The organism is Caballeronia sp. S22, assembly GCF_964261745.1.
Classification (GTDB): domain Bacteria; phylum Pseudomonadota; class Gammaproteobacteria; order Burkholderiales; family Burkholderiaceae; genus Caballeronia; species Caballeronia jiangsuensis.
On record NZ_OZ180040.1, the window covers coordinates 268,327 to 281,891 of the forward strand.

The 13,565-nt window shown below is 56.8% G+C and carries 11 protein-coding genes and 1 pseudogene; 5 read left to right on the plus strand and 7 right to left on the minus strand.

The features are described from left to right. Positions 1-149: 149 nt before the first annotated feature. Positions 150-1,688, plus strand: coding sequence for a CHAD domain-containing protein (locus tag ACEN42_RS39505; protein ID WP_371884497.1), 1,539 nt, complete (start codon positions 150-152; stop codon positions 1,686-1,688). Between the two features lie 412 nt (positions 1,689-2,100). Here ACEN42_RS39505 and ACEN42_RS39510 read toward each other — a convergent pair whose 3' ends face one another. The 4 genes from ACEN42_RS39510 to ACEN42_RS39525 form a co-directional block, all read right to left on the minus strand. Further along, complete coding sequence (locus tag ACEN42_RS39510) at positions 2,101-2,427, minus strand: hypothetical protein (RefSeq protein WP_371884498.1); 327 nt, start codon at positions 2,425-2,427, stop codon at positions 2,101-2,103. 278 nt (positions 2,428-2,705) lie between these two features. Beyond that, positions 2,706-3,179 carry an RES family NAD+ phosphorylase gene (locus tag ACEN42_RS39515; protein WP_371884499.1) on the minus strand — a complete coding sequence of 158 codons (474 nt, stop codon included), beginning with the start codon at positions 3,177-3,179 and terminating at the stop codon, positions 2,706-2,708. Continuing rightward, a complete protein-coding gene (locus tag ACEN42_RS39520; RefSeq protein WP_371884500.1) occupies positions 3,176-3,712 on the minus strand; it encodes an antitoxin Xre/MbcA/ParS toxin-binding domain-containing protein in 537 nt (178 codons plus the stop codon). Before ACEN42_RS39520 ends, ACEN42_RS39515 begins: the two co-directional genes overlap by 4 nt. 85 nt (positions 3,713-3,797) lie before the next feature. Beyond that, positions 3,798-3,968, minus strand: coding sequence for a hypothetical protein (locus ACEN42_RS39525; RefSeq protein WP_371884501.1), 171 nt, complete (start codon positions 3,966-3,968; stop codon positions 3,798-3,800). 511 nt (positions 3,969-4,479) lie between these two features. On the opposite strand from ACEN42_RS39525, the gene ACEN42_RS39530 reads away from it, so the two are divergent. Continuing rightward, complete coding sequence (locus ACEN42_RS39530; protein ID WP_371884502.1) at positions 4,480-5,862, plus strand: hypothetical protein; 1,383 nt, start codon at positions 4,480-4,482, stop codon at positions 5,860-5,862. A 41-nt stretch (positions 5,863-5,903) separates the two neighbouring features. On the opposite strand, the pseudogene ACEN42_RS39535 reads toward ACEN42_RS39530, so the two are convergent. The 3 genes and pseudogenes from ACEN42_RS39535 to ACEN42_RS39545 all read right to left on the minus strand — a co-directional run. Then, positions 5,904-6,563, minus strand: a pseudogene (locus ACEN42_RS39535) (sigma-70 family RNA polymerase sigma factor); the annotation flags it as partial. A 1,435-nt stretch (positions 6,564-7,998) separates the two neighbouring features. Next, complete coding sequence (locus ACEN42_RS39540; RefSeq protein WP_371884503.1) at positions 7,999-9,012, minus strand: 2Fe-2S iron-sulfur cluster-binding protein; 1,014 nt, start codon at positions 9,010-9,012, stop codon at positions 7,999-8,001. Between the two features lie 99 nt (positions 9,013-9,111). Further along, positions 9,112-10,638: a Rieske 2Fe-2S domain-containing protein gene (locus ACEN42_RS39545; protein WP_371884504.1), complete on the minus strand. Its 1,527-nt coding sequence runs from the start codon at positions 10,636-10,638 to the stop codon at positions 9,112-9,114. A gap of 416 nt (positions 10,639-11,054) precedes the next feature. On the opposite strand from ACEN42_RS39545, the gene ACEN42_RS39550 reads away from it, so the two are divergent. From ACEN42_RS39550 to ACEN42_RS39560, 3 genes are all read left to right on the plus strand, one after another. Continuing rightward, positions 11,055-11,765 (plus strand): GntR family transcriptional regulator, encoded by a 711-nt coding sequence (locus ACEN42_RS39550; RefSeq protein WP_371884505.1) that lies wholly within the window; start codon positions 11,055-11,057, stop codon positions 11,763-11,765. Positions 11,766-11,849: 84 nt separating this feature from the next. Beyond that, positions 11,850-12,662, plus strand: a complete 813-nt coding sequence (locus tag ACEN42_RS39555) for a phytanoyl-CoA dioxygenase family protein (RefSeq protein WP_371884506.1) — start codon at positions 11,850-11,852, stop codon at positions 12,660-12,662. Positions 12,663-12,738: 76 nt separating this feature from the next. Next, complete coding sequence (locus ACEN42_RS39560) at positions 12,739-13,536, plus strand: SDR family NAD(P)-dependent oxidoreductase (RefSeq protein WP_371884507.1); 798 nt, start codon at positions 12,739-12,741, stop codon at positions 13,534-13,536. Positions 13,537-13,565: the final 29 nt, after the last annotated feature.

Below are 13,565 nucleotides of genomic sequence, written 5' to 3' on the forward strand. Positions count from 1 at the left end.
CGTCGTTGATGTTGCATTGCAACAATGACTGCGCGTGACCGTTGAAGGTTCCTCCGATTGGCACCGCCTAGCTAACAAAAGGACTCGCAGTTAGCCAAGTACAAATCATGCTACATCACGTGTGATTGTCTTCTGGGGACGTAGCCGCGATGGAAAAGGAACTCAAGCTGCAGGTGACCGCTGGCAAGGCAAGCCAGATCATGCATGCCCCGGCAGTCAGCCGGCTAATGAACGGCTCGGCATATTCGGACGATCTTGTAAGCACCTACTTCGACACGCCGGACATGCATCTGCGTAAGAGCGGCGCCTCCCTGCGCGTGCGCACCGTGGGTGAGCAACGCCTTCAAACGCTTAAGCTGGAAGGGACCATCACCGCTGGTCTGTTTGAGCGCGATGAGTTCGAGTGCCCAGTGAACGAAGATCGCCCGGACCTCGACGCGTTGCTCGCGCTGATACCGAAAGACTCGAAGGCCATCCAGATACTTGCCGAGCCTGAGCTCGCCGAGCGCCTAGATCCGCTCTTTCTCACCCGCATCAGTCGATGCGCCGCCACGTTGCAGTTGCCCGACGGGACAGAACTCGAGCTTGCGATGGACGACGGCGCAGTCGAAGCCACCGCTGGACCGTCGGCTCCCATCCACGGCATCGAGCTGGAGCTAAAGAGCGGCGAGCCTGAGCAACTTTATAAACTTGCGCTGGCGATACTGCATGACGTACCGCTTCGCATCGATCATCTCAGCAAGGCGGACCGAGGTTATGGTCTGCTCGTGCAAGAGCCGAGCGCCGCTGTAAGAGCCGAGCCGCTCAAGCTGAAGAAGCGCGATTCCGTCGAAGAAGCCTTTCGGGCGATCGCCAGAAACTGTCTGGCTCAAATACACGGCAATGAACGAGGCGTGGTGTTCGGTCAGGACCCGTCAAGCGTGCATCAGATGCGAGTCGGACTTCGCCGCCTGCGCTCCGCACTCGACCTGTTCGCACCGGTCATCCCCGCGCCGACTGATTTCGACAGCGAATTAAGATGGATCGCCGGGGAGCTGGGCCAGGCGCGCGACTGGAAAGTGCTTGCAGGTGCGACGCTGAAAAAAGCATTTGGTTCGGCTGCCGATGACGCCGACGCAACGGCAGTACAGCACGCGGCGCAGGCCATCGCGACAGAGAACCGCAAGGCCGCCGTTGCCGCTGTCAACTCCGTGCGCTACACGCGCTTGATCATCCAGTTCACGCTTTGGATCAACCTAAAGGGATGGCGGACGAATCAGTCGAAGGAATTCCTCGACACGCTGGACAAGCCCATCACCGGCTTCGCCAGCGAGACGCTCAAACGCCGGCACAAGAAACTGCTCAAGCGAGGGGACGGCCTCGCTGAACTCGATGATGAAACGCGCCATCGAGCACGCATTGCGGCTAAGAAAGTGCGCTATGCGACCGAGTTCTTTGCTTCCCTGTTTGATCGTCGGGCGGTCAAGCATTACATCAACGCCCTGAGCGATCTGCAGGACGACCTGGGTTGGCGCAACGACGTCGTCGTGGCAAGCGGACTGCTCCGGTCGTTAGGAGAGACTAAGCCCGAAACCGCAGCGGGCGCAGGATTCGCGCGTGGGTACCTCGCCTCGCGAGCGGCGGAGGACCACGACGCGATGAAGGCCTTGTGGAAGAAATTCAGTCGTCTAGCGGTTCCGCACCTCTAGGTCAATGCCCTTCATTCTCGACGCTCCTAGATGGGAAGAGGAAGCCCGAGATCTTTGTAAAAACATATCGCATCAACGATGGGCAAAAAACGTACACGTTCGACAAATGGTGTTAAGCATCACATATAACAACACAGTACAATCACAGTTCTCTCAGGACATCGGACCTCGGTCATGTCTTTTAGGCCGTCTCATTGGGCGGCTTTTTTCGTATTTCGTGAATTGGACTTTGCAGGATCGCGGCGACGGTCAGACTGGTCGAGAGCTTGGTCGACACCAACCGGCAATCAACCGCATTACGGCGGACTCCTTTCGCGGAAGCGCTGACCGATCAGGTCTTCGCGCTACTCTCCGACATGGCCGCTGAGTCGGGGCGCACATCCCCATGAGTTCCCGCATCGAGGCGCCGACATCAGCGCCACACTGTTGCTGCATTGTTCATCGAGGTTTGAAGCGCCCCATACGCGTTGTCGTTGGCTCGTGAGCCGTGAATCGAGGGCAGGCGTCGAACAAACTGAACGGTACCGGCGCTGCAGGTGAACTCTTGCGCTAAACCGGGCTGTGCGGTGGCGAAGGGTTCGACAACTAGACTGCTGTTGCGGCTCATATCCGCCATGCGCCAGCGACGCCGAATACTGTCCCAACGGGCAAGGGGCGCGCCGTCGATTGTATGGCCCTTCCCGGAAGCGAAGCTGACGTCGGAGCGTCCGATCGACGGCAATCTGGGATGTTCCATCATGGCCGGACTCCGGAAATTCCACGAGGTCGCTATCGCAGCGATCCGGAGCCGCTTCCGCTTTGCACGGGGCCGCAGGGGGCTTACTTAACTTATCCACATCTTACGTGGATAACCGTGTAAATAACGCCCCCAAACCAAGTGCTATGTTCCTGATATGAAACAGGAATCGCAGATTGATGCGACGAACGACACGACGGCGTTATGTCAAACACTCGTCGGAGAAGTAGGCGACTGTCACCTTCGAATATGATCCTTGCTACATCCAATGGCTATTGCAGCTAGGTACGGAACAGACGGTTATATTCGAATTGACGGACCACTCGGGACGTAATCTTCAGCGAGGGCCCATGCTTCGGATTGATCAGTGCGGCGTTCTCTTCTGGCACGATCACGGACGGCACGAGGAGAACGGGCGACCTCATCGAGTCCAGCCAATCACAGCCGATTTTGACGCTCGTTTGGCCGGCAGGAATTGCTGCCCATGCTGGCGGCAACGACGACGCATTCAACTCTTCCCGGGAGTTCCACACGTCGTCAGGTAAGTCGAGTTCAACCAGAAAGCGGTTCAACGGCAAGCCGCCGTCGTCGACGTAGGCCGCCGTCTCGAGCACCGCAATGGCGATCGTCGGCGCGGCATAGATAACTGCTTTTCCTGTGTCATTCCATCGCCCGGGCTTGCTCGCTGCGCCTGCACCACTCATATCGTCGGCGGGATACTTTCGAGTCTCGGTTGCAATGCGCCAAAGTTTCATTGATACGAGCCACTCTCGAGCGAGCCGAGCAGCCGAGCGACAACGTCAACTCCAGTGGGCGTATCAATGAGCTCCGATGGCTTTCGGCCGCCGAGCGCGGGCTGCGGCCTCTCAATCCACTCGCCCAGCCACCTGGCAGCGTCGAACTCGTTCGCAGCTTCCGCCGTACTGTCTCCAACAATGTCCTGTGCGATGCCGAGAAGCTTGATCATTCCTATCGCTGCTTGGCCGCCGGCGCCGCTGACAAACTCGCCAGCAGCGGCCTTCTTCTCCGCGGTCGCTTTAGGCACGCCGATAATTGTGAAGAAGCGCGACGCAGGAAGCGCCATCCTCTTTGACAAATCTTTCAAAAGGATGCCCTGTACGCCGTGCCGTTCGAGCCCGACGATTTCCATTGGCGTAGCAGCACTCACCTCGCGCACATAAGCATCAACCCCTTTTTCTGGCTCGTAGACGATCGTAGAAAATTCGTCCGCCCGGGCGGACAGGCCGCCAACTTGGCGTCTGGCATGTGACTTCTGACCAAGCGTCATGGCTAGCGCTCCGTATCGAAATAGACGAACTGCCGTCTCATTATAGACAGAATTCGCGGACAGCGAAAGCCCAAAGAAACGCCGGTCACGGTCCGATCTGCGGTTCGGGGCGCGTACCGCCCGCTAGGACTTTGGCGCCTCCCGCCTTCGCGGCTTCGATAGCCGCCATGACCTGCTGAAGCTCGGCGCCTGGAAACCAGTTGTCCAAGAAAGACGCCATCGTCAAAACCGTTGCCGAGACGGCGGTGTCGAGCATCAGGATGTTGCTCCTGCATCAAGAACTTACACTCCCGGCCCTGTGCGTCCGGCCGCCAGAGTTAGGTTCCGCAGGAGCGTCACCCGGGGTCCGAGTACAGGAAGTCGAGCCGCAAGGCAGCGGCATGGTGCCGGTTGCGAAGGTCATCCAGGTAGGTACGTTCGAGCGCGGAGCGACGGAGTGTTCTTCGTCACGCACGCCTCACCACACCTCCGAACAGCTATCCCCAAAGATTGCGTGTGGGGAAATCGGTTGCACGGCTGTGAAATGAACGCGCTATCGGTTTTAGTTGGTACTTTGATTTATCAACTTTACGATTCTCCGATGCTGATCCGGGTGCCGCTTTTTCCCGATGATTAGTTCCTCGCGGACCAATCGCGACACTGCACTCGTTCCACGTTGCTGCGGTCTTCTGAAGACATACTTTCCCGTTTGTCTCCGGTCGGACATCAATCCCGCCTCGACTATAATCCAAACGTTAGCTATCAACGATTGCATGGAGCCCTACCCTATGAGTCAACCCCGCGGCCGATATGCGGGATCTCGAGACAGCGGCAAGCGCCAACCTCGCCACCTGAACCAACCCTCGTCCAACCGGCCGAAACCGTCGCACGCGAAGGCGCCTTCTCGAGACTCTGCCCAAACAGCCTCGATTTTCAAAACGCGTTCGTTTCAGTTTCTGGTCGATGCAGTGGGCGCCGAGAATATCGCGTTAGGACTGGATTCGAGCATGACGCGAGTGGGCGAACTCTTGAAGGGTGAAAGGTTCACGCCCGAGACCGCCTTTCACATGGAAACTACGCTCGGGTTGCCACACCGCTTTTTTGATCAGCCTCATCCGGTACTCACGCCCGAGACCATTGCTCGCCTGAAGGCACCGCTCGACTTCGTTCAATCGGACGAGGAGGCGGAAGCAGAGTCGGAAATACGTAAGCCTGCTTCAGTCCCCGACGTCAACCAGCAACCATCTATTGAAGTCAGTTCTTCCGAGGAAGCGGAAATGCCAAGGAAACCAGCGGGCGGCTCGCCCCAGTCTAACAGGAGTAGTGGGAGCGAAATGGTTAAGCAGCCGAACCGGGATGCTTCGCTTAGGGGCGCACCTTCGAAATCCAAAGCATCGAGAAAGACGACCCAGCAACACCCACTGCCCCTCAGCGACGGCCACGATGTTGAAAGCATTCGACGCGCTAACCTTCACGTTTTGACGACCCGCAACGGATCGAAAGTAAGACTTGGTGTGGTCATGGCGTTGAGCGGGTCTAACATGGCCCATCGGCTGCATGGCAAAAAACGCATGGACGATGTTGAAGCTGACCGTTTCACGGAACGCCTTGGCTTGCCAGTTGGCTGGCTCGACACGCCGCGCTCTGAAGCCGAAATTCCGGAGTCGGTGTCACGTTTGCTTACCCCTGCTTCGCGCGGCCGCGCATCTGCTCAACACGACGAGCCGCTCGCGCTTGCAATCGAAAACAGCGTGCCGGCGAAGCGCGCCGCTGCAAAAGCAGGCCCAGAAGGCGCTCCGCTGGACGCACCGGCTGATGCCCAAAGCTTAGCTGGGGCGGCAAATGTTCCGAGTGAGGAAGAGACGATCATGGTCGGCCCGCAGGGTCATGCCAGTGCTTCTCTCAGCGAGCTTGCTGGCCACTCACGTGACGAGAGCGAGCGGCATTTCCCACCAGCCTCACCCACAACAATGGCGCCGCCGCTCGCCTACGCGCTCCCCCAGCGAGAAGCCGTATCGCTCCCCTCCCTTTCCGTGACCAGCCTGGACCATCTTCACGGTATCGAACCGATAGCGGAAGCCTTGATCAAGACGCTTGCGGGCAAAGCACGCACGGGTCGATTGGACGAGTTGAAAGCACTAGAGCTCTTGCAGCAAGCGATATTGTTGTAACTCCGAGATCAGGTCCCAAGGCCTCGACGCCGGCCCGTGACTCAGTGGTCAAGGAATTGCCGCAGCTTGTCCGCGCGACTCGAGTGCATCAGCTTTCGCATGGCCTTGCTTTCGATCTGTCGAATCCGCTCGCGCGTCACGTCGAATTGTTCGCCAAGCTCTTCGAGCGTGAAGTCGGATGGGGTATCGATCCCGAATCGCATCCGCAGTACCTTCGCTTCACGCGGCGACAGCGCGTCGAGCGCCTCGTCGATCGCCGCGCGCAACTTCGCGTTCCCCACCGCGTCCGCGGGAGACGCCGCCATCGGATCTTCGATCATGTCGCCAAGCGTTGCGTCCGCATTCTCGCCCACCGGCATCTCGAGCGACACCGGTTGTTTGGCGACCTTCAACATGTCCCGGACCTTTTCTTCGGTCAATTCCATGCGCTGCGCCAGTAATGCAGGATGAGCTTCCTTTCCGGTCTGCTGCAGAATCTCGCGCGAAATCCGATTGAGTTTATTGATCGATTCGATCATATGCACCGGCACGCGAATCGTGCGTGCCTGGTCTGCAAGCGAACGCGTCACAGCTTGCCGTACCCACCATGTCGCATAGGTGGAAAACTTCCAGCCACGTCGATACTCAAATTTGTCCACGGCCTTCATCAAGCCAATATTGCCTTCCTGAATCAGATCCAGGAAGTGCATGCCGCAGTTTACATTCTAGCCATGCGGTTGCAGCACTTCCACTATAAGCCCAAGTCCAAAACAATAATTAGGATTATGAATCGATTAGCGGTAAATGCCTTTATGTTAAGTTCTCTGCGCGCTCGGAGGTTCGCTGCTCGCCCCGGATCCGTCACTAGCACTCTTCACATCGGCACCAGCGCCACACGCCATCCGAACCTTCCCAACGGAAGACTCAACAGACACCGCGTGAGTTCCCTTGGTCTCAGCAAGGTTTGGAACGGAGGAAACGGCTACTATCAGCCGACGTCTGCTTCTGGGAGCAAGCCCGTAACAACTGCGACCCCGGCTTACCGCGGAAAGAATCCCCAGCGCTGAGTGTCTCGAAGAATCCGATCACAAGTTGCTCGTTTTCCTTTGCTGGCGTCGTCATTGCTGTTTCCTATCTCCGATGGTCTAACGTTGCGTCGGCGGACGCAGTTCCTGGCGCTTCCGACGTGTGCCGGCACAATGTGGTAGAACGACCGCGCGTCCCGTAGCTAACACGTTAGGCTCCGACAGATTGGTGGACACCTGCCAAAAGATAGGGATTTTTAGTGGACCACTACACCAGCCGCATTCTCGCCTTCAACGAACACCGAATTCGGCAGGCTCGCGGTAGAGTGTTGGATGCGCGAGAGGGGAGAGGACCGGCGGCATGGTCGCTTGAGGCGCAGTCTTCGGGTTCACGCCGACGGTAATGACGAGGCCTCAACTGCTCCGCGACAAAGACCGCGCTACTACGGTAGTAGCGTAGGGTAAATGCGAATCTCGCACTGGAAAATGTGGCGTCTATGGTGATGACGATTAACGCAGCCGATTCTCTGTGCCACCACTCAAGCATCGCGGTCTTGGGTTCGAAACGAACTACTACTTCATCGCTTTAACTTGTTTTTTAGGCGCCTCCTTAATTGCATTTGACGCGGGGAAAAACTTCCCACGTCAGGCCTCGCGGAGTTTGCTACGAACGACAATCAATATCCATCCATCCGATTTCGACGGTTGCGTAGTACTAATTGCCGATCAATCCGAGTTGATAGGCTCGTTCGACCACCTGTGCACGGCGCCGCACACCTACCCGACGCTTTGAGCGGCCGTACGAGCGCTTCAAAGAGGCTCAACCCCGGGGCTAGCTGAAGTCTTATATGACGCGCGCTCTTCGCCTGACGACTCTGGATTCGCGTCGGATTGAAAGGACCTGGATGAACTATCATCCGGGAGCGCGGATACGAGGAGGGTGACATGAAGTTCACGAAGCGTCCTAAATTGGCAACCCGCGCACGCCGTTCAAGCGCGACTGGAAAACGGGGACGCGTCTACTGCCCGCATCGGATGGCGCGAAAATTTACGGAGCTGCGGCTAAGTCTCACGCGCGTTCAAGTCACACACCAAGAACCGCTCGGTGCTATTAAACTACCGCGCCCATTCGCTAAAGATCAAGTACCAACAATGGAGTCTTCGCTCGTGATATACACGCGGTAAGACACCCTTGGTGTTCCTCGTCACTGAGGATGAAGTCACGGTGGTCGACCTCGCCTTCCACATACCCAATCTTGCATGCGCCGCACAGCCCGGCTTCACAAGACGTCTCGATCGGGATATTAGCGTCTGCCAATACCTGCGCGATTGTGCGATTCTCAGGCACCTCAAACACTAGTCCTGTGCTTGCAATCTGGATCGAGAACTCCGCCTCGCCCGGCTGGGCCACGGGTGAGAGGGCCGAGTCTACTACCGACTTGGAAGGCGATGGAGCTTTGAAATGCTCAAAATGCACAGTGCCCGGTCGCCAATGAGATGCAGCCTTGTCGCACGCGGCCATAAATCCTTCCGGTCCACAGTAGTACAAATGTGCCCCATCGGGCTGCTCGTGGAGCAGATCGGTGATGTTTAGTCCGTCGACAGGATTGCCGCCGTCAAAGTGCAGTGAGACCATGTCGGAATCAAGCCGGTCCAGCAACTCCCGCGAAAACGCAGCGTGGGCCGGGGTCTTAGCACAGTAGTGAAGTTCATAGTCTGCACCGTTGGCCTGCAGCTGGTGCGCCATGGCTTTCAGCGGTGTGACCCCGATGCCACCGGCGATGAGAATGTGCTTTGTCGCCTGCGGATCAAGCGCAAAACTATTGCGTGGAACGCCAACATCGACGGTGTGTTCAACATGAAAGTTTTGGTGTACAGCCTTCGAGCCGCCACGTCCCCATTCCTCCTTGAGAACAGCGATCACATATCGATGCCGTTCAGACGGATCGTTGCAAAGCGAATACTGCCGTACCGTGCCGTCTTCGAGATGTAGGTCAATGTGCGAACCAGGGGTGACCGGAGGGAGGTCCTCGCCAGTTGGGTCGACCAATTCATACGAGCGTACCCCAACGGCCTCGTACGCAACTTGCCGGATCATCAGCTTCAGGCGGGAAGCCGAATTCGCCGCTTGCGAAATTGCATTCATTGAAAGTCTCCTGAGGTCGGGGCCGACCAATGTGCCGCCGCGCCGATGTTGCGGGCGCCGCCTTCTCGCGCTTTGGAAACGGGGCGTAGCGGCGTTCTCTCACACGACCTGCATCGCTCGTTCAAGCTCCGCGATTTTTTCAGTTACGAAGGCGGTACGGGCGGCACCTTTGAGCTTGTCGCTTGACGTAAGGATTTGCACGATCTGTTTGGTTAAGGACCGACGCCGTTGGACTTCCTCTTCGATCGTCTTTCCCTCTGGGATCTCTAGGACGTAGTCGGAGCAGTAGGTGTTGGGAGCCCCGTCTTCTGAGACAAACCAGTCCAGGAAGCCCTCGGCCCCAGTGGCCGGGTTAGATCCGCGAAGCGCTTCGCGTAACATCTTGCGGAACAGGTAGACCCCTGTATCAAATTTAGTTGGGTGCTCTAGAGCATGCACTGCCGTGGGCCGCTGGCTAACGATTGCCTCGTAGTCGCCCGGAGCATACTGTGCATCCTTGTAGCAAGACCGCTCTCTGTGATTAGGCGGAATAGGCGGCAGGTCGTCAATCTTGTAGGTGCCGAAGCGTTCTGGGCGCCGCATGGCAACCTGGCCGTCCAGAAAATCGATCGCTTCATACCCGACCATCTCGCGCTTCTGTTTGTTACGCACGTCGACGCCGGGGCCCATGATTTGCCAACCGATCATCTTGCTGTTCACATCGTCGACGGGAACCGTCCAACGCACGAGATTCAAGCGCCCGAAGTGCTTGCGTTCCGATCCGTCCTCGTGCACATATGCGTGCAGGCTGATGTTTGGCAATACTTGGTGCTGAACGCGCACAAATATGCGGTCTTTGTTGACGCGACGAGCCCCGGTGCATGACAGTCCCCTACCACCATGGACTGGAACGAAAAGCATGTCCGGTGCGACTTCCAAGGCGCCATACGTATTCTCGTTAAAGGTCGTTCCCTGGAACTTACCGTCTACGACGTATTTGGCCGCATGCAGCGCGGCAGTATGGAAATTGTCGGCGGCATTGTCCTGCACTTGGAGCCAGTTGCAGTGCTGCCAATGGCTGTATGGAACGAGGTCATCGTCAGGGCCAACAGTGAAGTTCTCCTCCCACTTGGGAAACGGAGGCTCCTTGGCTGGGTTGCCCATGTAGGCGAAGACAATTCCGTGATATTCGAATGCTTTATACGCGCCCTGCCTCACCGTGCACGCATATTTCTCGGCTTCCTTTTCCTCGCCCTTTGGAAACGGGACTTCAATACAGCTTCCGTCAACGTCCCACACCATCCCGTGGTAGCAACAACGGATGCCACGTTCTTGAACTGCCCCGTACTCGAGCGAAGTCCCACGATGTGCACAATGCGCATGCAGCAGTCCAATGCGTCCGCTCTTGTCGCGGAAAGTGACGAGATCCTCACCCAGGATTCGCACAAACACAGGCGTGTCGGTGATTTCCGCAGACATGCAAACAGGGGTCCAAAAGCTGCGCATATATTCGCCCATCGGCGTTCCAGGGCCCACTGCTGTGAGTTCCGGATCGGCCGCCGGTACTTTGCTCATGAAATAACCGCCGTAGGGGATCATTTTCTTCGACGTCGCGTCATGGTTCGGCTTGTCAGATTTCGTTTCCATGTGCAGCTCCAAGGGTGGATGTGGGCTTACTCCGGCAGCAGCGGCCCAAACAAGGCGGGAAAAATTGCTGGCGGGTACTTTTGAAAAGGCCTAACTTTCGGGCTCGCCGTGGCAACCTACGGCACTACGGAATTCGGAATTCCGTTTTTTTGAAGACTACGTGGGGTTCTGAAGCCCGTCAACGCCATTTTCGGCAGGGTATTCCCTCTTACGGGTTTACTACTTGACCGATTCGACAGCGATTTCAGTTCCGAACGATTTGTCAGCTTTCGGCGCGATTGCCCCGCTGAGCGGGCGTGTGCGCGATGTAGCGCGTTGAGCCACCATTCCCAGCAAGGCGCGGAATTCCAACCAAAAGGGAAACTACCTAGGTAATATCGATTGACGTTTATTAACCGGACTTCTACTCTACGATCATGGAATTCGGAATTCAAGAAACTCTAGTCGAAGACAGCCCGTTGTTCATCAACCAGGTCTTCGAAAGTCTGCTGAAGGCAATCGCCGTGGGCGAATTAAAGCCCGGCGAACGCATCAGACAGGCGGCGCTGGCCGCTCGGCTGAATGTTTCACGTCAGCCAATCAGCCATGCTCTCCAACTTTTGAAGCACGAGGGATTGGTTCGGGATGCCGGGAGGCAGGGAGTTGAGGTAACCCCGATCGACCCCGAATACATGCGGCAGCTCTACCAGGCCCGCAAAGCGCTAGAGGTGACTGCGATAGGACTAGCCGCACAACGGATTGCGGACCGTAAAGCGCCAACTGCTGAAATTGACGCCTTGAAACATGCGTTAGAGAACGGGCACCGGACATATGACCATCACGAGTCACTGCCGCTGCTCATTCAAGCGGATTACAAATTTCATTCAGCGCTCTATCAGCTGTCTGGGAACGCCGTTATTGGACAAATGATGAGTGGGCGATGGGCTCATCTCATGCGGTCGATGTTGATCGTCCTTGATGATCCATACACACCCGGTAGGGCGTGGGAAGAACATGACGGAATAGCCGAAAACGTGCTTGCTGGAAATGTTTTGGACGCTTCGGAACTGGCCGCGAGGCATCTCCAGCGAGCCAGCACGGACATGTACAAGAAGCTGACGGAATTGGTGGTTACGACCAACACCTAGCAGCACTCTTCAGGACCGTTTAAGTGTCGCGTACCCCGCTCACCCGGGGCGGGCGAGCTTTTTTCCGAAAATCGAGGATGAATCATGAAACTCTCAGAACAGCAACTTCAAGAATTTGACGAACTCGGATATATCTTCATGCCGGAAGCGTTTCCGATTGCTCAGGTCGAAGCGCTTCGTCATGCATCGAACGAGATCTTCAGTCAGGAGCGTCCCGAGATATGGCGGGAGAAGAACGGCGCGCCGAGGACCGCGTTTGCATGCCATCAATATAGCGAAGCGTGCAGTCTGCTTGCCTCAGACGAACGCCTCGTTGAACCCGTTGAGCAATTGTTTGGCGAAGAAGTCTACCTGCATCAGTTTAAGATCAACGCCAAAGCCGCATTTACCGGCGAAGTGTGGCAATGGCATCAGGACTTCCCCACCTGGCATAAGGACGATGGGATGCCTGAGCCCCGAGCGATGAACATCGCTGTCTTTTTAGACGACGTTCTTCCTATCAACGGGCCGCTCATGATCGTCCCGCGGAGCCACAAGGCAGGCGCGCTCGAAGCGTCGCATGACCTGCAAACGACTTCTTACCCGCTGTGGACCCTTGATAACCAGACGGTTACCGATCTCGTTCAAAATAATTCCATTCTGGCGCCCACTGGAAAGGCGGGTGGTCTTCTCATGTTCCACGGCAATATTGTTCATGGATCGGCAGGCAACATTACCCCCTATCCCCGGCGGATCGTCTACCTGACGCTTTCCGCAGTCTCAAATGCTATCCAGAGCCCCACACGTCCGGACTTCATTGCGCACCGTGACTTCACGCCGGTCAAGAAGACCTCAGAGCGCGCTTTCGAAGCATTTGCGAATAAAGCCGTATCGGCTTTGTTTTGTACTACTAATTAGACCGGTCTGCCTTAGCTAAAAGGCCTGCCAGAAGTATTCTCAGCAGTGGAAGCTGCTTCGCAACTAAGAGGTCGATATGACTGATCGCATGAAAGATAAGGTTGTCATTGTCACAGGCGCGGGGTCATCGGGCCCGGGATGGGGTAACGGGAAGGCAGCAGCGGCTCTCTACGCACGCGAAGGGGCGCAGGTTTTCGCCGTAGACAATCGGCTCGAGGCTGCGCAGGAAACGGCCGACATCATCAATGGTGAAGGTGGAGTTTGCGTCGCCGGACGCGCCAATGTCGCTAGTTCGGAGGACGTTAAGAGGATGGCTCGGGAATGTATCGAGCGATTCGGCAAGATCGACGTTCTTCACAACAACGTCGGAATTGTAGAAGTGGGCGGTCCCATCGAGACCAGTGAAGAGGCATGGCACAAAGTCATCGCAGTCAATCAAACAAGCGTCTTTCTAACCTGCAAGCATGTGTTACCTCACATGCTTGAGCGCAAGTCCGGCGCAATCGTAAATATTGCTTCAATCGCCGCGATTCGCTGGATTGGCTTTCCCTATCTTGCATATAGTGCGGCGAAGGCGGCCATGCTCGCAATGACTCAAAACATGGCCGTGCAGTATGCGGCAGACGGAATCCGCGCGAACTGCGTCCTTCCAGGCTTCATGGACACGCCGCTCATCCGCGAACCGCTGAAGGAAACGTACGGTGGCGACGTCGATGCGATGGTCGGCAAGCGCGATATGCAGGTTCCCACTGGGAAGATGGGTAACGGCTGGGACACCGCCCTCGCTGCCTTGTTTCTCGCCTCGGATGAGGCCAGATATATCACCGGAACGAGTCTTGTAGTCGATGGCGGACTCACGGGCCGCTGCGCCTAGACCGAGCGCAGCAACCATCTAAACGATAT

What these genes read in the sequence shown, in the direction of transcription:
- ACEN42_RS39505 (WP_371884497.1), top strand. Translation starts at nt 150, where the DNA reads ATGGAAAAGGAACTCAAGCTGCAGGTGACCGCTGGCAAGGCAAGCCAG.
- ACEN42_RS39510 (WP_371884498.1), bottom strand. Translation starts at nt 2,427, where the DNA reads ATGATGGAACATCCCAGATTGCCGTCGATCGGACGCTCCGACGTCAGC.
- ACEN42_RS39515 (WP_371884499.1), bottom strand. Translation starts at nt 3,179, where the DNA reads ATGAAACTTTGGCGCATTGCAACCGAGACTCGAAAGTATCCCGCCGAC.
- ACEN42_RS39520 (WP_371884500.1), bottom strand. Translation starts at nt 3,712, where the DNA reads ATGACGCTTGGTCAGAAGTCACATGCCAGACGCCAAGTTGGCGGCCTG.
- ACEN42_RS39525 (WP_371884501.1), bottom strand. Translation starts at nt 3,968, where the DNA reads ATGCTCGACACCGCCGTCTCGGCAACGGTTTTGACGATGGCGTCTTTC.
- ACEN42_RS39530 (WP_371884502.1), top strand. Translation starts at nt 4,480, where the DNA reads ATGAGTCAACCCCGCGGCCGATATGCGGGATCTCGAGACAGCGGCAAG.
- ACEN42_RS39540 (WP_371884503.1), bottom strand. Translation starts at nt 9,012, where the DNA reads ATGAATGCAATTTCGCAAGCGGCGAATTCGGCTTCCCGCCTGAAGCTG.
- ACEN42_RS39545 (WP_371884504.1), bottom strand. Translation starts at nt 10,638, where the DNA reads ATGGAAACGAAATCTGACAAGCCGAACCATGACGCGACGTCGAAGAAA.
- ACEN42_RS39550 (WP_371884505.1), top strand. Translation starts at nt 11,055, where the DNA reads ATGGAATTCGGAATTCAAGAAACTCTAGTCGAAGACAGCCCGTTGTTC.
- ACEN42_RS39555 (WP_371884506.1), top strand. Translation starts at nt 11,850, where the DNA reads ATGAAACTCTCAGAACAGCAACTTCAAGAATTTGACGAACTCGGATAT.
- ACEN42_RS39560 (WP_371884507.1), top strand. Translation starts at nt 12,739, where the DNA reads ATGACTGATCGCATGAAAGATAAGGTTGTCATTGTCACAGGCGCGGGG.